This is a genomic window from Nocardioides perillae (assembly GCF_013409425.1).
GTDB classification, from domain to species: domain Bacteria; phylum Actinomycetota; class Actinomycetes; order Propionibacteriales; family Nocardioidaceae; genus Nocardioides; species Nocardioides perillae.
In genome coordinates this window covers 3,478,531-3,496,293 of record NZ_JACCAC010000001.1, presented here as the reverse complement: position 1 = coordinate 3,496,293, position 17,763 = coordinate 3,478,531, and the positions used below count along the sequence as shown (strand labels likewise).

Annotated in this window: 17 protein-coding genes; 10 read left to right on the top strand and 7 right to left on the bottom strand. The window is 74.5% G+C overall.

Annotation, left to right across the window (positions count from 1 at the left end):
- Window positions 1-28: 28 nt before the first annotated feature.
- Complete coding sequence (locus BJ989_RS16450) at window positions 29-922, bottom strand: glutamate ABC transporter substrate-binding protein (protein WP_179519129.1); 894 nt, start codon at window positions 920-922, stop codon at window positions 29-31.
- Window positions 923-1,014: 92 nt separating this feature from the next.
- A complete protein-coding gene (locus BJ989_RS16445; RefSeq protein WP_246284487.1) occupies window positions 1,015-1,734 on the bottom strand; it encodes an amino acid ABC transporter ATP-binding protein in 720 nt (239 codons plus the stop codon).
- Window positions 1,735-1,915: 181 nt separating this feature from the next.
- Between BJ989_RS16445 and BJ989_RS16440 the strand changes: the two genes are divergently transcribed.
- Entirely contained in the window at window positions 1,916-2,434 is a 519-nt protein-coding gene (locus tag BJ989_RS16440) for a DUF2243 domain-containing protein (RefSeq protein WP_218848854.1), read from the top strand.
- A 50-nt stretch (window positions 2,435-2,484) separates the two neighbouring features.
- The gene (miaB, locus tag BJ989_RS16435; protein ID WP_179519126.1) at window positions 2,485-4,002 is read left to right on the top strand and encodes a tRNA (N6-isopentenyl adenosine(37)-C2)-methylthiotransferase MiaB; all 1,518 of its coding nucleotides are present in this window, start codon (window positions 2,485-2,487) and stop codon (window positions 4,000-4,002) included.
- Window positions 4,003-4,041: 39 nt separating this feature from the next.
- Here the strand turns inward: miaB and BJ989_RS16430 are convergent, their stop codons facing one another.
- The 4 genes from BJ989_RS16430 to BJ989_RS16415 form a co-directional block, all read right to left on the bottom strand.
- Window positions 4,042-4,344 carry a hypothetical protein gene (locus tag BJ989_RS16430; RefSeq protein ID WP_179519125.1) on the bottom strand — a complete coding sequence of 101 codons (303 nt, stop codon included), beginning with the start codon at window positions 4,342-4,344 and terminating at the stop codon, window positions 4,042-4,044.
- Window positions 4,341-4,679: a hypothetical protein gene (locus tag BJ989_RS16425; RefSeq protein WP_179519124.1), complete on the bottom strand. Its 339-nt coding sequence runs from the start codon at window positions 4,677-4,679 to the stop codon at window positions 4,341-4,343. Before BJ989_RS16425 ends, BJ989_RS16430 begins: the two co-directional genes overlap by 4 nt.
- A gap of 88 nt (window positions 4,680-4,767) precedes the next feature.
- A complete protein-coding gene (locus tag BJ989_RS16420) occupies window positions 4,768-5,292 on the bottom strand; it encodes an NUDIX domain-containing protein (RefSeq protein ID WP_343049458.1) in 525 nt (174 codons plus the stop codon).
- Window positions 5,289-5,567, bottom strand: a complete 279-nt coding sequence (locus tag BJ989_RS16415) for a hypothetical protein (RefSeq protein ID WP_179519123.1) — start codon at window positions 5,565-5,567, stop codon at window positions 5,289-5,291. The genes BJ989_RS16420 and BJ989_RS16415 overlap by 4 nt, the downstream gene beginning before the upstream one ends.
- A gap of 72 nt (window positions 5,568-5,639) precedes the next feature.
- On the opposite strand from BJ989_RS16415, the gene miaA reads away from it, so the two are divergent.
- The 5 genes from miaA to BJ989_RS16390 all read left to right on the top strand — a co-directional run bounded on the left by miaA (window position 5,640) and on the right by BJ989_RS16390 (window position 9,660).
- On the top strand, window positions 5,640-6,572 hold the full coding sequence (gene miaA, locus BJ989_RS16410; protein ID WP_343049457.1) for a tRNA (adenosine(37)-N6)-dimethylallyltransferase MiaA: 933 nt from the start codon (window positions 5,640-5,642) through the stop codon (window positions 6,570-6,572).
- A 96-nt stretch (window positions 6,573-6,668) separates the two neighbouring features.
- Complete coding sequence (locus BJ989_RS17950) at window positions 6,669-7,235, top strand: dihydrofolate reductase family protein (protein WP_343049456.1); 567 nt, start codon at window positions 6,669-6,671, stop codon at window positions 7,233-7,235.
- 43 nt (window positions 7,236-7,278) lie between these two features.
- Window positions 7,279-7,977 (top strand): MSMEG_1061 family FMN-dependent PPOX-type flavoprotein, encoded by a 699-nt coding sequence (locus BJ989_RS16400; RefSeq protein WP_179519122.1) that lies wholly within the window; start codon window positions 7,279-7,281, stop codon window positions 7,975-7,977.
- The gene (gene dapF / locus BJ989_RS16395; RefSeq protein ID WP_179519121.1) at window positions 7,974-8,849 is read left to right on the top strand and encodes a diaminopimelate epimerase; all 876 of its coding nucleotides are present in this window, start codon (window positions 7,974-7,976) and stop codon (window positions 8,847-8,849) included. The genes BJ989_RS16400 and dapF overlap by 4 nt, the downstream gene beginning before the upstream one ends.
- A 34-nt stretch (window positions 8,850-8,883) precedes the next feature.
- Entirely contained in the window at window positions 8,884-9,660 is a 777-nt protein-coding gene (locus BJ989_RS16390; RefSeq protein WP_179519120.1) for an SDR family NAD(P)-dependent oxidoreductase, read from the top strand.
- A 20-nt stretch (window positions 9,661-9,680) separates the two neighbouring features.
- On the opposite strand, the gene BJ989_RS16385 is transcribed toward BJ989_RS16390, so the two are convergent.
- Window positions 9,681-10,343 carry a nucleoside/nucleotide kinase family protein gene (locus tag BJ989_RS16385; RefSeq protein WP_343049454.1) on the bottom strand — a complete coding sequence of 221 codons (663 nt, stop codon included), beginning with the start codon at window positions 10,341-10,343 and terminating at the stop codon, window positions 9,681-9,683.
- 57 nt (window positions 10,344-10,400) lie between these two features.
- Between BJ989_RS16385 and hflX the strand changes: the two genes are divergently transcribed.
- The 3 genes from hflX (at window position 10,401) to BJ989_RS16370 (ending at window position 17,743) form a co-directional block, all read left to right on the top strand.
- Window positions 10,401-11,996 carry a GTPase HflX gene (hflX, locus tag BJ989_RS16380; RefSeq protein ID WP_246283457.1) on the top strand — a complete coding sequence of 532 codons (1,596 nt, stop codon included), beginning with the start codon at window positions 10,401-10,403 and terminating at the stop codon, window positions 11,994-11,996.
- 116 nt (window positions 11,997-12,112) lie between these two features.
- Window positions 12,113-14,407: a protein translocase subunit SecD gene (secD, locus tag BJ989_RS16375; protein WP_179519119.1), complete on the top strand. Its 2,295-nt coding sequence runs from the start codon at window positions 12,113-12,115 to the stop codon at window positions 14,405-14,407.
- Between the two features lie 54 nt (window positions 14,408-14,461).
- Window positions 14,462-17,743 carry a response regulator gene (locus BJ989_RS16370; RefSeq protein WP_179519118.1) on the top strand — a complete coding sequence of 1,094 codons (3,282 nt, stop codon included), beginning with the start codon at window positions 14,462-14,464 and terminating at the stop codon, window positions 17,741-17,743.
- Window positions 17,744-17,763 lie beyond the last annotated feature (20 nt).

Below are 17,763 nucleotides of genomic sequence, written 5' to 3'. Positions count from 1 at the left end.
GGGCGCCGCGACCGCGGTCAGGTGGTGCTCAGGCGCAGGGCGCGGGCTCGGGCAGCTCGGGCGTCTCGGCGCCCTCGACCTGCCCGGCGGTGGCCTCCCAGGCCTCGAGGTAGGCGTCCTCGTTCTCCTGCAGCGTCTCGTTGATGAACTCGCAGAAGGCGACGTCGCCCTTCTCGATGCCGATGCCGTAGGGCTCCTCGGTGAACTGCTCGCCGACGAGCTTGAACTCGCCGTCGGACTCGCTGACGAAGCCGGCGAGGATGACGTTGTCGGTGGTGACCACGTCGACCTGGCCGTTGCTCAGGGCGTCGGCGCACTTGTCGTAGACGTCGAAGAGGACGAGCTGGTCGGGGTTGGCGAGGTACTGCTGGATGTTCTCCGCCGGCGTCGAGCCCGTGACCGAGCAGACCTTCGCGTCGGGGTTCGACGCAAGGTCCTCCGGCGAGGTGATGTCCTCGTTGTCGGCGTTGACCATCAGCATCTGGCCGGCGACGTAGTAGGGGCCGGCGAAGGTGATGCGCTCGGCGCGCTCCTCGTTGATCGTGTAGGTCGCGACGACCATGTCGACGGCGCCGTCCTCGATCACCTGCTCGCGGATGTCGGAGGGGGTCTCCTCCCAGGTGATGTCGTCCTCGGCGACGCCCATGGCACCGGCGATGATCTTGGCGACCTCGACGTCGAAGCCCTCGGGGACGTCCTCGAGGTTGAGCAGGCCGAAGCCGGGCTGGTCGAACTTGGTGCCGATCGTCATGGTGCCGCGCTCGGCGATCTCGGCCATGGTGGTGCCGGCCTCGAACTCCGGGCTCTCGGCGACCTCCACGTCGGGGGTGTCGTCGCTGCCGCCGCCGCAGGCGGCGAGGGTGAGCGCGAGGGCGGCGCCGACGACGGCGGCCCTCGTGCGGCTGGTGTGGCGAGTGCGCATCCTGCTTCTCCTTCGTGTCCCGGCCGGTGCCCCCGGCCGACGGGTCTTCGGGTTGCGGATCAGGGGTGCGGCGACGGTCCGCCGCGGGCGGATCAGTGGTTGAGGATCTTGCCGAGGAAGTCCTGGGCGCGGGCCGACTGCGGGTCCGTGAAGAACTGCTCGGGCGGGGCCTCCTCGACGATCGCGCCGTCGGCCATGAAGACGACGCGGTCACCCGCCTTGCGGGCGAAGCCCATCTCGTGGGTGACCACGACCATCGTCATGCCGCGCTCGGCGAGGTCGACCATGACGTCGAGGACCTCGGCGATCATCTCGGGGTCGAGCGCCGAGGTCGGCTCGTCGAAGAGCATCACCTTCGGGTCCATCGCGAGCGCCCGGGCGATTGCCACGCGCTGCTGCTGACCGCCGGAGAGCTGCGCGGGGTACTTCTCGGCCTGGTGCGCCACGCCCACGCGCTCGAGCAGCTCCATGCCGCGCCGGTCGGCGTCTGCCTTCTTCACCCCGCGCACCTTGGTGGGGCCGAGCGTGACGTTCTCGAGGATCGTCTTGTGGGCGAAGAGGTTGAAGCTCTGGAAGACCATGCCGACCTCGGCGCGCAGCTGCGCGAGGGCCTTGCCCTCGGCGGGCAGCGGCCGGCCGTCGAGCAGGATCTCCCCCTTGTCGATGGTCTCGAGGCGGTTGATCGTGCGGCACAGCGTCGACTTGCCGGAGCCGGAGGGCCCGATGACGACGACGACCTCGCCGCGGTGGATCGACAGGTCGATGTCCTGCAGCACGTGCAGGTCACCGAACCACTTGTCGACGTGGTCCATCCGGACGAGCACGTCACCCTGGGCCGTCGGGCTCGACCCGGTCTGCGGGGCTGTCATGGCAGGCAACCTACTCACACCGCGCCGCGCCCCGCCATCGACGCGACGCCCCGGAGCACGATCGCGACGCGATCGTGACCCGCCCGCAGGGGTGTGGGGGAGGCGCGGCGGGGCACCGGTGCGCGTGACCCGCAGCCCGAGCCCGTCGGCCCACGACGTCACGCCCGCGGTGACCCGGGCACCCACCCGCGTGCCGGGACTCCTGCTCGGCGTCGGCTTCGGCGCCTTCGTCGACGGCATCGTCTTCCACCAGCTGCTGCAGTGGCACCACCTCGTCAGCGACGTCGAGGGCTACCCCACCGACACCGTCGCCGGCCTCGAGGCCCACGCCTTCTGGGACGGGGTGTTCCACGCCGTCGCCTGGGTGGTCGCGGTGGCGGGCGTGGCCGCCACCCTGCACGCCCGGCGCCGCGGCACGCTGTCGACCTCCTACCGCTTCCACCTCGGCCTCGTGGTCTCCGGCTGGGGGCTCTTCACGCTGTTCGACGGGGTGGTCAACCACGCGCTGCTCGGCCTGCACCGGCTGCGCGAGGACCTCGGCGGTCCTGTCTCCTGGGAGGTGGGCTACGTGGTGATCGCCGTGCTGCTCGCCGCCGCCGGGTGGTGGCTGCACCGGGGTGGCGAGGGCGCCCGCGGGGCCTGACCGCTCGATTCCCGCGACCCGCACTGACCGCCGTACGCTTGGCGACTGCCATGCCTGCCGCCACCACCGCCGCCACGACCACCCGGCGCCCCCCGCGCACCTACGAGGTCCGCACCTACGGGTGCCAGATGAACGTGCACGACTCCGAGCGCCTCACCGGGCTGCTGGAGGACGCCGGCTACGCCGCCGCGCCGAGCGGCGAGCAGGCCGACGTGGTCGTCTTCAACACCTGCGCGGTGCGGGAGAACGCCGACAACAAGCTCTACGGCAACCTCGGCCACCTGGCGCCGGTCAAGGCCGCGCACCCGGGCATGCAGATCGCCGTCGGCGGCTGCCTCGCGCAGAAGGACCGCGAGACCATCACGCAGCGTGCGCCCTGGGTCGACGTCGTCTTCGGCACCCACAACATCGGCTCCCTGCCGGTGCTGCTCGAGCGGGCCCGCGTCGCGGACGAGGCGCAGGTGGAGATCCTCGAGTCGCTCGAGGTGTTCCCCTCGACGCTGCCGACCCGCCGCGAGTCGGCGTACGCCGCGTGGGTCAGCGTGTCGGTCGGGTGCAACAACACCTGCACCTTCTGCATCGTCCCCAGCCTGCGCGGCAAGGAGAAGGACCGCCGGCCCGGCGAGGTCCTGGCCGAGGTCGAGGCGCTCGTCGCCGAGGGCGTCACCGAGATCACCCTGCTCGGCCAGAACGTCAACGCCTACGGCGTGGAGTTCGGCGACCGTCAGGCCTTCTCGAAGCTGCTGCGCGCGTGCGGCGAGGTCGAGGGGCTCGAGCGGGTCCGCTTCACCAGCCCCCACCCCGCGGAGTTCACCGACGACGTGGTCGCGGCGATGGCCGAGACGCCCAACGTGATGCCGAGCCTGCACATGCCGCTGCAGTCCGGCTCCGACCGGGTGCTGCGGGCGATGCGGCGCTCCTACCGGTCCTCGAAGTTCCTCGGGATCATCGAGCGGGTGCGCGCCGCCATGCCCGACGCCGCCATCACCACCGACATCATCGTGGGCTTCCCCGGCGAGACCGAGGAGGACTTCCAGGCCACCCTCGACGTGGTCCGCGAGGCGCGCTTCGCCAGCGCCTTCACCTTCCAGTACTCCAAGCGCCCCGGCACGCCGGCCGCCGACCTGCCCGACCAGGTGCCGCCCGCGGTCGTCAAGGAGCGCTACGGCCGCCTCGCCGCCCTGGTCGACGAGATCGCGTGGTCGGAGGGCAAGGCGCTGGTCGGTCGCACCCTCGAGCTCATGGTCGCCGAGGGGGAGGGGCGCAAGGACCTCGTCACCCGGCGGCTCTCCGGACGCGCGCCCGACAACCGGCTGGTGCACTTCGAGGCCGACTTCTCCCGCGTCGACGGCGAGCCGCGACCCGGCGACGTGGTGAGCGTCGAGGTCACCTACGCCGCCCCGCACCACCTCGTCGCCGACGGGCCCGTGCGCGCGCTGCGCCGGACCCGCGCCGGCGACGCCTGGGAGCGGCGCACGTCGGGTCCCTCCGCGCCGTCCGGTGTCGGGCTGGGCATGCCGACGGTCGGCGTGCCCGCCCCGCTGCCGCCCGCGCCCGCCTGCGGCTGACCCGGGCCCGCCCGCGCCCGGTCGGCGCGGCCGGACGCCTCAGCCGCCGCCGACCCCGCCGCCGCCGCTGTGGCCGGGGTTGCGGTGGTGCAGCTCGTGCGAGGGCACGCCGTCGGGGTGCGGCTCGGGCAGGCCGGGGCGCTGCTCCGGCGGGGCGTCGGCGTCGGCGACCGGGTCGACCACCGAGGTGTCGCGCACGCCCTCGGTGCCGACCTGGCCCGGGCCGGCGTGGCCGACGCGCTCGCTGCTCACACCCATCCCGCCGTCGGCCGCCGCGGGCCGCTCGCCGGGAGAGGAGTCGCGCACGTTGGTGTGCTGCTGGTGACCGGCCTCGCCCGTCACGACTCGGGCTCCGTGGCCTGCTCGCCGGGCTCGCCGCCCGTGGCGTCCTCGGCGGCGGCCTGGTCGGCGTCCGGCGTGTTGGCCTCGCGGTCCTCGTCGGCGTCGTCGGTGGGCGCCTGCGGCTTGTCGTCGTCCTCGGTCACGGCCTCGGGCGCGTCGGCGGCGGCCGGGTTGTCGACCGGTGGCACGTCCGGGACGAGCGGCGCGTCCGGGATCTCGCCGTACTTCTCCTCGTCGGCCACCGAGTCGGCGCCGCCGGGGAAGCGCTCGGGCTCCTCCGCCTTGATCGTGGGCAGCGGTCCGAGGACCGCCTCGGTCTCCTGCGTGTCTGGCACGTCCATCCCTTCCTCCCTCTCCCCTCGAGTGCGTACCCACCTGTGACGCGCCCGACACGTCCGGCGCTGCGGCGGCCGGTCGGGCGGGTCAGGCGAAACCGAGCGGCACGTAGTGCTCGGCGCCGCCGAGGCGGGCGAGGGCCTCGCGCTCGTGCGGCACCACCGGGCCGGGCAGCGTGTCGAGCGCGTCGAGCGGCACCCAGCGCAGCTCGGCGCACTTCTCCGGCTCGACGACGCGCGGCTCACCGGTCCACGAGCGCGCGGTGAAGATGAAGTCGACCCGCTCGTCGACGGGCAGGTCGCCGCGGGTGCGGTGCAGCACGAGCTCGAGCCGGAGGTCGAGGTCGAGCACGTCGATCTCCTCCGCGGCCTCGCGGCGGGCCGCGTCGAAGGCCGTCTCGCCGCGCTCGACGTGTCCCGCCGCCGCGGCCGCCCAGTGCTCGTCCATGTAGCCGGTGCCGCGGCGCAGCTGCAGCAGCACCTGCGTGCCGGCGGCCGGCGGGCCGCCCGGGGCCGCCGGGGCCGGGCCGCGCAGGAGGAAGACGTAGGACGCCGGGACGAGCGTGAACCGGCCGTGGCGCGGGTCGACCAGCGGATCGGGTGACGCGGTCACTGCGACGGCTCGCCGAACTCCGACTCCTCGGCGTTGGCCTCCTGCGCCGCCGTCTCGGGCCCCGAGGGGTCGCGGGCGTCGTCGTGGGTGGGGGCGGGCGGCTCCCCGGTCCCCTCCCGCTCGGTCACCCGGTGCACCCCGGGGCCGGGGTCCTGCGCGGGCTCGCCGGGCGTGGTGGCGCCGGGGTCGGCGGCGTCGGTGCGCTGCGGGCCTCCGGGCGGGGTGGGGGCGTCGAGGTCGCTCTCGTGGCCGGTCTCGTGGCGCTTCTGGTTCACGTGGTCGGTCCTCCGCGCGGTCCGCGGCCCGCCCTGGCGGCGGGCTGCTCGGGTCGCTGCGACACTAGCGCCGTGCCCGACCGCGACCTCGCCCGCGTGCCGCCGGTGGTCGCGGTGGTCGGGCCCACCGCCGCGGGCAAGAGCGACCTGTCCCTCGACCTCGCCCTGGAGCTCGGCGGCGAGGTGGTCAACACCGACGCGATGCAGGTCTACCGCGGCATGGACGTCGGCACCGCCAAGCTGCCCGTCAGCGAGCGGCGCGGGGTGCCGCACCACCTGCTCGACCTGCTGTCGGTGCGGGAGCCAGCGTCGGTCGCGGAGTTCCAGCGGTGGGCGCGCGCCGCGATCGCCGAGGTGCGCGGTCGTGGGCGCGTGCCGGTGCTGGTGGGGGGCTCGGCGCTCTACACGCGTGCGGTGCTGGACCGCTTCGACTTCCCCGGCACCGACGACGCCGTCCGGGCCCGCCTCGAGGCGGAGCTCGCCGACGCCGGCGCCCCCGCGCTGCACCGCCGGCTCGCCGAGGTCGACCCCGAGGCCGCCGCCCAGGTGCTGCCCGACAACGGCCGCCGCGTCGTGCGGGCGCTCGAGGTCGTCGAGATCACCGGGCGCCCCTTCAGCGCCTCGCTGCCCCGGCTGGAGTACGCCGACCCCGCCGCCGTGCAGGTCGGCGTCGCGATCGACCGGCCCGACCTCGACGCGCGCATCGAGCGGAGGGTCGAGGCGATGCTCGCCGGCGGGCTCGTCGAGGAGGTCGAGCGGCTGCTCGCCGACGGGCTCGCGGAGGGCCGCACGGCCGGTGCGGCGATCGGCTACCGCGAGGTGGCGGCGTACCTGCGGGGCGAGCTGACGCTCGACGAGGCGCGCGAGCGCACGGTCGCCGCCACGCGGCGCTTCGCGCGGCGCCAGGAGTCGTGGTGGCGCAAGGACCCGCGCATCCACTGGGTGCGGTGGGACGACCCCGACCGGCTCACCCGGGCGCTCGAGGCCGTCCGTCCCCTGCTCTGAGGGTCAATTGCTGGGTTGTCGCCCACTTACTCGTCGGTAACCGGGCAACAACCGGGCAATTGCGCCCGTACGGCGGCCCCACCTGTCGGCGGCCGGGTGCACGATGCGTGCATTGCGACCACCTACTTCACCGCGACCACCCTCGACGGCTTCCTCGCCGACGAGCACCACTCGCTCGACTGGCTGCTGAGCCAGGACGTCGACCCCGACGGACCGGGCGGACACGAGCCGTTCATGGCCGGGGTGGGTTCTCTCGTCATGGGCGCCTCGACCTACGAGTGGGTGCGCCACCACCTCGCGGAGTCCGGTGAGGGCTGGCCCTACCCGCAGCCCACCTGGGTGCTGACCCACCGCGACCTGCCGCGCGTCCCGGGCGCGGACCTGACCTTCGCCACCGCCGACACGGCCGCCGAGGTGCGCCGCCTCCACGCCACGCTCGTCGACGCCGCCGACGGGCGCGACGTGTGGGTCGTCGGTGGTGGTGGGGTGGCCGCCGCCCTCGCCGCCGAGGGGCTGCTCGACGCGCTCGTGGTCGCGATCGCGCCGGTCACCCTCGGCGCCGGCATGCCGCTGCTGCCCGGCGCCTTCGACCTGCGCCTGGAGTCGGTGGAGCGCAACCGCGCGTTCGTCGCGGCGCGCTACGCCGTGGTCGGCCCGCGCTGAGCGCACGGGCGGGCCGGGGCGTCCCGCGGCGTACGGTGGGGCTGTGAGCGCACCCGTCGCCGACCCGCCCCTCGACCCGCCCGCCGACCGGCCCCTCGACCGGCCCCTCGACCGGTCCGGGTGGACCGAGGTCACCGACGACGCGACGCTCACCGCGCTGCTCGGCGAGCCCACCCGGCTCGCCCGCGAGAAGGGCCGCGACCGGCTGCTCCCGGTCGACCGCGCCTGGCTGGCCGCCTCGCCCTTCTGCCTGGTCGCGACCGCCGACGCCGACGGCCGGTGCGACGCCTCGCCCAAGGGCGACCCGGCCGGCTCCCTCGCGCTGGTCCTCGACGACCGGACCGTGGCCGTGGCGGAGCGGCCCGGCAACCGCCGCGCCGACGGCTACCGCAACGTGCTGGCCAACCCGCACGTCGGGCTCCACTTCGTCATCCCCGGTCGAGGCGACACCCTGCGCGTCAACGGCCGCGCGCGGCTGGTCTCGGACGCGCCGTTCCTCGACGAGATGGTCGTGCAGGGCCACCGCCCGGTGCTCGCGCTGGTCGTCGACGTCGAGGAGGTCTTCTTCCACTGCGCCAAGGCGTTCCTGCGCTCCGGCCTGTGGGACCCCGCCACCTGGGACCCGACCGGCACCGTCCCCCGTCGCGCGGTGATCGCGGCCGAGGTCGAGCGGCGCGGCACGCCGGTGGAGGAGCTCGACCGCTACTACGGCCCGTCCTACGCCGAGGGGCTCTACCGGTGAGCGCGCCCTACCCCTTCCTCAAGGGCCACGGCACCGAGAACGACTTCGTGCTGCTGCCCGACCACGACGCCTCGCTGCACGGCGAGCTCGACGCCGCGCGGGTCGCGGCGTTGTGCGACCGCCGCTCCGGGATCGGCGCCGACGGCGTGCTGCGGGTCGTGCGCACCGAGGCGTACGACGCCCTCGAGGTCTCCGCGGGCGCCCGCGGGCAGGACGCCGAGTGGACGATGGACTACCGCAACGCCGACGGGTCGATGAGCGAGATGTGCGGCAACGGCGTGCGCGTCTTCGCCCGCCACCTCGTCGAGGAGGGCCTGGCCGACCCCTCCGCCCCGATCCCCGTCGCGACCCGCGCCGGCACCAAGCTGCTGACGCTCACCGACGACGGGCTGGTCACCGCCGACATGGGCCGTGCCCGCGTGCTGGGGGAGACGGCGGTGTCGGTCGGCCCCGCGACCTGGGCCGCGCGCCACGTCGACGTCGGCAACCCCCACGCCGTGGCGCTCGTCGACGACCTCGACCCGGCCGGGCCGGTCGGCCCGCTGCTCGAGCCGCCGACCCACGACCCGCTGCTCTACCCCGAGGGCGTCAACGTCGAGTTCGTCGTGCGCCGCGGCCCGCGCCACGTCGCGATGCGCGTGCACGAGCGCGGCTCGGGCGAGACCCGGTCGTGCGGCACCGGCGCCTGCGCGGTCATGGTCGCCGCGGCCCTCGCCGACGGCGTCACCGGCCCCGGCGACGGCCGCGGCGGCGACCTCGCCTACCGCGTCGACGTGCCGGGCGGCACCCTCACCATCACCTGGACCGCCGACGACCGCGTCCTCCTCACCGGCCCGGCCGTCGTCCACTCCTGGGGCGCCACGACCCTCTGACCCGACCCTCCGGGGCCGCCCTATGCTCCGCGGCATGGACATCACCGGAGCATCCGCCCTCGTCACGGGAGGCGCGTCGGGCATCGGCGCCGCCGCCGCACGCCAGCTCGCCGCGAAGGGCGCGACCGTCGTCGTGGCCGACCTGCAGGCCGAGCGCGGGGAGGCGCTCGCCGAGGAGATCGGCGGCGTCTTCGCCCGCGTGGACGTCACCGACACCGCCGCGATCGAGGCGGCGGTCACCGCCGCGGCCGAGATCGCCCCGCTGCGGGCGGTGGTGAACTCCGCCGGCATCGGGTGGGCGCAGCGCACGGTCGGGCGCGACGGCGAGTTCGGCTCGGCCCACGACCTCGAGGCCTACAAGCGCGTCATCGCGATCAACCTCGTCGGCACCTTCGACGTGACCCGGCTCGCGGCCACCGCGATGAGCCGCAACGAACCGGACGTCGACGGCTGCCGGGGCGCGATCTGCAACCTCGCCAGCGTCGCCGCCTTCGACGGCCAGATCGGCCAGGCGGCCTACTCCTCCTCCAAGGGCGGCGTCGTCGGCATGACCCTGCCGGTCGCCCGTGACCTCGCGGCCGTCGGCATCCGGCTCAACACCGTCGCCCCCGGGCTCATCGACACCCCGATCTACGGTGAGGGCCCCGACGCCGAGGCGTTCAAGGCCAAGCTGGGCGAGTCGGTGCTCTTCCCGAAGCGCCTCGGCGTGCCCGACGAGCTCGCCTCGATGGTGGTCGAGACGATCACCAACTCCTACCTCAACGGCGAGGTCGTCCGCGTCGACGGCGGCATCCGGATGCCCCCGAGGTAGGCCGCGAAGTAGGCCGCTGCTCAGCGAGGGGCCGGCGGCGCCCAGTCGGTGAGGTCCAGCACCAGGTCGGCGCGTCCCGACGCCGCCTCGACCAGCGCGGCGTTCGGCGCGTCGACCCGCTCGACCCACGCCCGGGCAGCCGCCGGCGCCTTGCCGAACTCCTCGTGCCGGGCGACGAGCCGCCGCACGCGCAACGCGTCGTCGACCCGCACGTGCCACACCGCGTCGAGCAGGGCCCGCGCCTCGCGCCAGCCCGGTGCGTCGAGCAGCAGGTAGTTGCCCTCCGTCACCACCAGCGGCGCGCCGGGTGGCACCGGCAGCGCCCCGGCCAACGGTTGCTCGAGGTCGCGCTGGAAGGTGGGGGCCATGACCAGCTGCCGCCGCTGGCGCACCCGCGCCAGCAGCGCGGCGTACCCGTCGACGTCGAAGGTCTCCGGCGCGCCCTTGCGCTCGCGCAGCCCCCGCCGGTCGAGCTCGACGTCGGCGAGGTGGAAGCCGTCGAGGGGCACGACCACCCCGCCGTACGCCGCGGCGAGGGCCGCCGCGAACGTCGACGTGCCGGCGCCCGGGGCCCCGGCGACGCCGAGCAGCGCGGGGCGCGGCAGCGCCGCGACCAGCGCGTCGAGCGCGGTCGCGCCGGCCGGGCCGGCGTCGAGACGGGTGTGACGGGGTACCTCTCCCACACGGGCATGGATAACAGGTCGCGCGCGTTGAGCCTGCAGACCTACGCTGAGGAGCACATGAGCCACGCACACGACTTCTCCCTCGACGCCGAGCTGCGCGCCACCGCCGGCTGGGACGACGACGCCCACGACGAGGCCCACGACGAGGCCCACGACGAGGCCCACCACCCCGCCCACGACCCGCGAGGGACCGGTCACGACGACCTCGACCTGGTCGACGACGACCTCGACGCCGCCGACCGCGACGACCACGAGGTCGTCAGCGCCGACGGCCCCGACCCCGAGGAGCTCACCACCGGCGACCTCGACCTCGCCGAGCGCCACCAGCTGCGCCGCGTCAGCGGCCTGCGCACCGACCTCGAGGACATCACCGAGGTCGAGTACCGCCAGCTCCGCCTCGAGCGGGTCGTGCTGGTCGGCGTCTGGACCGAGGGCAGCGTCGAGGACGCCGAGAACTCCATGGCCGAGCTGGCCCTGCTGGCCGAGACCGCCGGCTCCGAGGTGCTCGACGCGATCTACCAGCGCCGCCAGAAGCCCGACCCGGCGACCTACGTCGGTCGCGGCAAGGTCGAGGGGCTGCGCGAGATCGTGCAGGCCACGGGCGCCGACACCGTCGTCCTCGACGGCGAGCTCGCGCCGAGCCAGCTGCGCAACCTCGAGGACAAGCTCAAGGTCAAGGCCGTCGACCGCACGGCGCTGATCCTCGACATCTTCGCCCAGCACGCGAAGAGCAAGGAGGGCCAGGCCCAGGTCGAGCTGGCGCAGCTGCAGTACATGAAGCAGCGCCTGCGTGGCTGGGGCGGCAACCTGTCGCGCCAGGCGGGCGGCCGGGTCGCCGGCGGTGAGGGCATCGGTGGCCGTGGCCCCGGTGAGACCAAGATCGAGACCGACCGTCGCCGCATCAACACCAAGATCGCCAAGCTGCGCCGCGAGCTGGCGGCGATGAAGGGCACCCGCGAGACCAAGCGCAACGAGCGCCGCAAGAACGCCGTGCCCAGCGTCGCCATCGCCGGCTACACCAACGCCGGCAAGTCGTCGCTGCTCAACCGCCTCACCGGGGCCGGCGTGCTGGTCGAGGACGCGCTCTTCGCCACCCTCGACCCGACCACGCGCCGCACCACCACCGAGGACGGGCGCACCTACACGGTGTCCGACACCGTCGGCTTCGTGCGGCACCTGCCGCACCAGCTGGTGGAGGCCTTCCGCTCGACGCTGGAGGAGGTCGCCGACGCCGACCTCGTGCTCCACGTCGTCGACGGCTCCCACCCCGACCCCGAGGGCCAGATCAGCGCCGTGCGCGAGGTCTTCGCCGAGATCGGCGCCGACCAGGTGCCCGAGCTGGTCGTGGTCAACAAGGCCGACGCGGCCGACCCGATGGTCATCGCCCGGCTGCGCCAGCGCGAGCCCCACCTCGTGGTGGTCAGCGCGAAGACCGGTGAGGGCGTCGACGAGCTGCGGCGCGTCGTCGAGGGCGAGCTGCCCCGGCCCGGCGTCGAGTTCGCCGCGCTGGTACCCTACGCCCGCGGTGACCTGGTCGACCGGCTGCACCGCCAGGCCGAGATCGACTCCCTCGAGCACACCCCCGACGGCAGCCTGGTGCGCGGTCGCGCCCACGCCGACCTCGCCGGGGAGCTGGCGGGCTTCGCCGTCTGAGCCGTGACGCCCGGGCCGGCCGCCGCCGAGGCGCGACCGACCCGGGAGGTCACGTCCCGGTCACGACCCCACCCCGGATTGCGTGGGGCCGACCCGCGTCGGCGAGGATGTCGCCCATGTCACGCGGCATCCTGTTCCGGCTCGTCCTCGTCCTCGGCCTCCTGGCCGGGTGCGCGGCGATCGCGCTCAACGTCCAGCCCCGGCTCGGCCTGGACCTCTCGGGCGGCGTCACGGTCACCCTCGAGCTGCAGGACACCGAGGAGGTCGAGGTCACGACCGAGACCACCGAGCAGGTGCTCGGGGTCATCCGCAACCGCGTCGACGCGCTCGGAGTCAGCGAGCCCACGGTGGCCCGCCAGGGCGAGAACCGCATCCTCGTCGAGCTGCCCGGCCTCGAGGACCAGCAGGAGGCGGTGGAGACCCTCGGTCGCACCGCCCAGCTGACGATCCACGAGGTCGTGCGCACCGTGCCCGGCCCCGAGGCCGAGCCGCAGGCCGAGCGCAACCAGGTGCTGCCGACCGACAACCCCGGCGAGTTCCTCGAGATCGGTCCCACCGTCATCACCGGTGACCAGGTCACCGAGGCCAGCGCCCAGCTCCCGCAGAACGGCGTCGACTACGTCGTGCAGATCGGGTTCGACGGGGAGGGCGGCAACACCTGGCAGCAGATCACCGCCGAGGCCGCGTGCCTGCCCGACGGCACCCCGCGCCCGCGCACCGAGCCCCAGGCCCGGGTGGCCATCGTGCTCGACGAGCAGATCATCTCCAGCCCGCCGATGTCCGAGAGCGTCGGCTGCGCCGGCATCGGCGGCAACTCGACCGAGATCCAGGGCGGCTTCTCCCAGGCCCAGGCCACCGAGCTCGCCGACCTGATCGAGGGCGGCTCCCTGCCCGTGCCGGTCGAGGTCGTCGCCAACAGCCAGATCGGCCCGACCCTGGGCCAGGAGGCCATCGACGACTCGCTCGAGGCCGGCGTGATCGGTCTGGTGCTCACCGGCCTCTTCATCGTCCTCGTCTACCGCTTCGTCGGCTTCCTCGCGACGCTCGCGCTCACGACGTACGCCCTCATCTCCTACGCCACCCTGCTGGCCATCGGCGCCACGCTGACGCTGCCCGGCCTCGCCGGCTTCGTGCTCGCCATCGGTCTCGCGATCGACGCCAACGTGCTGGTCTTCGAGCGCGCCCGCGAGGAGTTCGAGGGCGCCCGCTCGGCCGGCCTGCGCCGCTCGCTGAAGATCGGCTTCGACAAGGCGTGGTCGGCCATCCTCGACTCGCAGATGACCACGCTGCTCGCCGCCGCGCTGCTCTTCGTCTTCGCGGTCGGCCCCGTCCGCGGCTTCGGTGTCACGCTGAGCATCGGTGTCATCGCCTCGCTCATCTCGGCGCTCGTCGTCGCCCGTGTCCTGACCGAGGTCGGCGTGGCGATCCCGTGGGTGCGCCGCCACCCCGGCTTCAGCGGCATCGGCTCCACCGGCCGCGTGCGCCAGTGGCTGGAGCGCCGCAACCCCGACTGGATGGGGCGCCGCAAGCTCTTCCTGGGCATCTCCGGGGCGGCCGTCGTGCTCGCCGTCGCGGGCATCGCGCTGCAGGGCCTCAACTTCGGCGTCGAGTTCTCCGGCGGACGCCAGCTGCAGTTCTCCACCACCGAGACGGTCGACGCCGACGAGGCCCGCGAGGCGGTCGCCGACGCGGGCTTCCCCGAGGCGACGGTCCAGCGCGTCGACGACGGCGAGATCGCCGTGCGCACCGGCGACCTCTCCTTCGAGGAGGCCGACACCATCGAGGCCGCGATCGCGGAGGCCGGCGGCGGAGCGGTCCGCGAGCAGGACGAGACCATCGGCGCCTCCTTCGGCACCGAGCTGCGCAACAAGGCGCTGATCGCCTTCGGCATCGCGCTGCTGGTGCAGATGGCCTACCTCGCCTTCCGCTTCAAGTGGACCTTCGGCGTCTCGGCCGTGGCCGCCATGGCCCACGACGTCCTCATCGTCGTCGGCCTCTTCGCCTGGCTCGAGCGGCCCATCGACTCGGTCTTCCTCGCCGCGGTGCTCTCGATCATCGGTCTGTCGGTCAACGACACGGTCGTGACCTTCGACCGCGTCCGCGAGCGGTGGTACTCCTCCCGCGACGAGTCGTTCCTCGCCATGGCCAACCGGGCGTGCATCGAGACGATGCCGCGCACGATCAACACCGGCCTCGGCGCGATGTTCATCCTGGGGGCGCTGGCGGTGCTGGGCGGCGACTCGCTGCGCAACTTCTCGCTCGCGCTGCTGGTCGGCCTCGTGGTCGGCACCTACTCCTCGGCCTTCACCGCGACGCCGCTGCTGACCTACCTGCAGGAGCGCTCGCCGATGTCGCGGGTCAAGAAGCAGCGCGTCCAGCGCGACCCGGAGGACTCCGGCGCCGTGGTCTGACCCCCGACGGGGTACCCCCCTCGTATGCTTCGCCGGGGGCGGGGAGGAGTGGCTGTGCACCGCGACATCGTCGAGGCGTCGCCGGACGGCATCTGGGTGGTCGACCTCGACGGTCGCACCCTCTACGCCAACCGCGCGATGGCCCGCCAGCTCGGCCGCACGCCTGCGGAGATGGTCGGCCTGTCGATGTACGACGTGCACGACGAGGTCGGTCGGGTGCAGCTCGGTGCCCACTTCGCGCAGCTGCGGGCGGGGCGGGCCAACCCCGAGGCGGTCGAGTGCCTGCTGGTGCGCAAGGACGGCTCCGGCACCTGGGTCCTGATGAGCGAGTCGCTGCTGCCCGCCGACGACGACGAGCCGGCGCGCGTCGTGCTGCACGTGACCGACTGGACCGAGCGGCGGCTGCTGGTGCAGACGCTGAGCCGCCAGCAGCTCGCGCTGGCCGAGGCGGAGCGGATCGCCCGCGTCGGCAGCTGGCGCTACGACGTCGACACCGACCTGCTGCTGGTCTCCGAGGGGCTGTGCGCGGCGCTCGGCCTGGACCCCGCGGCGGCACCGCGCACGCGCGACGGCTTCCTCGCCCTCGTGCACCCCGACGACGTCGAGGGGCTCGACCGCGTGTCGGCCGAGGCCTACGAGGAGGGCGAGTCCTGGGCCGCGGAGGTGCGCATCCGCACGGCCGACGGCTGGCGGTGGTTCGCCGGCCGCGGGCGGGCGAGCACCGACGAGACCGGCGGGGTCGTGCACACCGGCACCTTCCAGGACGTGCAGGAGCGCCGCGAGGCCCAGGAGGCGCTGCAGGACGCGGCCCTGCAGAACGCGCTCATGCAGGCCACCGCCGCGGCCGCCAACCAGGCCGAGACGTTCGACGAGGTGCTGCTGATGGCGCAGGACCTCGTGGTGGCCCACGAGGACTGGGACCGGGGCCGGGCCTACCTGCCTGACGAGCACGGCCGGGTCGCGCCGTACTGGCTGCGCGAGGCGGACCGCGCCGAGGACGAGGCGCAGCCCGAGCTGCTGGCCGCCGAGCGCGAGCTCGCCCAGCGGGTGCACGACGCACGCGACGTCCTGTGGGGGGAGGACCCGCCCGGCCGCCACAGCATCGGCTTCCCGGTGCTGCACCGCGGCGAGGTCGCCGCGGTGCTCGTGATCGGCGAGCCCGAGCCCTTCCGGCGGCCCCACATGATCGCCGACATGGTGCGCCAGGCGGGGGTGCAGATCGCCCACGTCGTCGAGCGGGAGCGCACCGCGCAGGAGCTCGCCACCGCGCGCGACGCCGCCGAGGAGGGCTCGCGGCAGAAGTCGGACTTCCTGGCCACGATGAGCCACGAGATCCGCACCCCGCTCAACGGCGTCATCGGGCTCAACGACCTGCTGCTGCGCACCGACCTCGACGCCGAGCAGCACCGGCTCGCCACCGGGGTGCAGGTCTCGAGCCGGGCGCTGCTCGCGATCGTCGACGACGTGCTCGACTTCTCCAAGATCGAGGCCGGCCACCTCGCGCTGGAGTCGGTCGACTTCGACGTGCGCGCGGTCTTCGACCAGGTGGCGGCGGTGCTCGGCGAGGCCGCCCGGGCACGCGGGCTCGACCTGGTCGTCGCCTGCCACCCCGAGGTGCCGGCGGCGCTGCGGGGCGACCCCACGCGCCTCGCGCAGGTGCTGACCAACCTCGGGTCCAACGCCGTGAAGTTCACCGACGAGGGCCGGGTGCTGATCGAGGCAGGCGCCAGCCCGGCCGACGACGGCTCGACGCTGCTGCAGGTCGAGGTCGTCGACACCGGGGTCGGCATCGAGCCGGAGCAGCAGCGCGACGTCTTCCAGCGCTTCGTGCAGGCCGACGCGTCCACCACCCGGCGCTACGGCGGCACGGGCCTGGGCCTGGCGATCTGCCGCGAGATCGTGCACGCGCTCGGCGGGGAGATCGGCGTCGAGAGCACACCGGGGGAGGGCTCGCGCTTCTGGTTCACCGCGCGACTCGCCGCGGCCGAGGGCGGTGAGGCGGCGCTCGCCGACCGGCGCGCCCGGGAGCGGCTGGCGGGGCGACGGGTCCTGGTCGTGGACGACGACGAGCACAACCGGCTGATCCTCACCGAGCAGGTGGGCTGGTGGGGCATGCGGTGCGCCGCGACCTCGAGCGTCGAGGAGGCGCTCGACCGGCTCGACGCGGCGCTGGCGGAGGACGACCCCTTCGCGCTCGTGCTCCTGGACTTCGCCATGCCCGACCGAGACGGCTTCGACCTCGCCCGGGCGGTGCGCGCGCGCCGCGAGCTCGACGACCTCCCGCTGGTGCTGCTGAGCTCCGCGCTGCCGCCGAGCCGGGCGCGGCTGCAGGAGGCCGGCATCGCGGCCGCGGTGAGCAAGCCGGTGCTCACCTCCGCGCTGCGCAGCCTCGTGCTCCACCACGTCGCGGGCGACCGGCCGGCGGGCCACACCGCCGCGGCCGTCACGCACGCCCGGCCCGTGCTGGTGGTGGAGGACAACCCGGTCAACCAGATGGTCGCGACCGGGTTGCTCGAGGCACTCGGCCACGACGCCGAGACCGCCGACGACGGTCTCGCCGCCGTCCACGCCGTGCGCCGTGCCCTCCAGCAGGGCGAGGGTGCGGGCTACGCCGCGGTGCTGATGGACCTGCAGATGCCGCGCCTCGACGGCTACGAGGCGACGCGCGCGATCCGCGAGCTGGAGGCCGAGCGCGGTGGGTCCCACGTGCCGATCATCGCGATGACCGCCTCGGCGCTGGTCGGCGAGCGCGACCGGTGCCTCGAGGCCGGCATGGACGACTTCCTCACCAAGCCGGTCGACCCGCGCGCCCTCGGCGACGTCGTCGAGCGGTGGACCGGCGTGGCCGGCGAGCCGGCCCCGGGGGAGCGGGACGCCTCGGCCGGGGCAGACGCCGACGCGGTCGACGGCGACGGGGTCGGCGCGGACCTGCCCGACGACGTGCCCGACGGCGTGGTCGACGACGTGGTGGACGACGTGGTGGACGACGTGGTCGACGAGGAGCGGTTGGCGATGCTGCGCGACCTCACCGACGACCACGCCTACCTCGACCGCGTCATCGGGCGCTTCGCCGCAGGCAGCGCGGACCTGGTCGCGGCGGCGCGGAGGGCGGTCGAGGCGGGCGACGCCGAGGCGCTGCGCCACGCCGCGCACAGCCTCAAGGGCTCGGCGACCAACCTCGGGCTGGTCAGCCTCGGCGAGGCGGCCTTCGCCGTGGAGGACTGCGGCGCCACGGGGGACCTCGCGCGCGCGGCCGACCTGCTGCCGGGGCTCGCGGCCGCGGTCGAGCGGGGGCGGGCACGGCTCGCCGCCTACCGCACGACCTGGGCCCGCTGACCTCGTCTCCACAGGCCGCG

Bases quoted from the DNA above. Each gene is read 5' to 3' on its own strand.
- secD (WP_179519119.1), top strand. From the start codon at position 12,113: ATGTCACGCGGCATCCTGTTCCGGCTCGTCCTCGTCCTCGGCCTCCTG.
- BJ989_RS16445 (WP_246284487.1), bottom strand. From the start codon at position 1,734: ATGGACCACGTCGACAAGTGGTTCGGTGACCTGCACGTGCTGCAGGAC.
- miaB (WP_179519126.1), top strand. From the start codon at position 2,485: ATGCCTGCCGCCACCACCGCCGCCACGACCACCCGGCGCCCCCCGCGC.
- BJ989_RS16390 (WP_179519120.1), top strand. From the start codon at position 8,884: ATGGACATCACCGGAGCATCCGCCCTCGTCACGGGAGGCGCGTCGGGC.
- hflX (WP_246283457.1), top strand. From the start codon at position 10,401: ATGAGCCACGCACACGACTTCTCCCTCGACGCCGAGCTGCGCGCCACC.
- BJ989_RS16450 (WP_179519129.1), bottom strand. From the start codon at position 922: ATGCGCACTCGCCACACCAGCCGCACGAGGGCCGCCGTCGTCGGCGCC.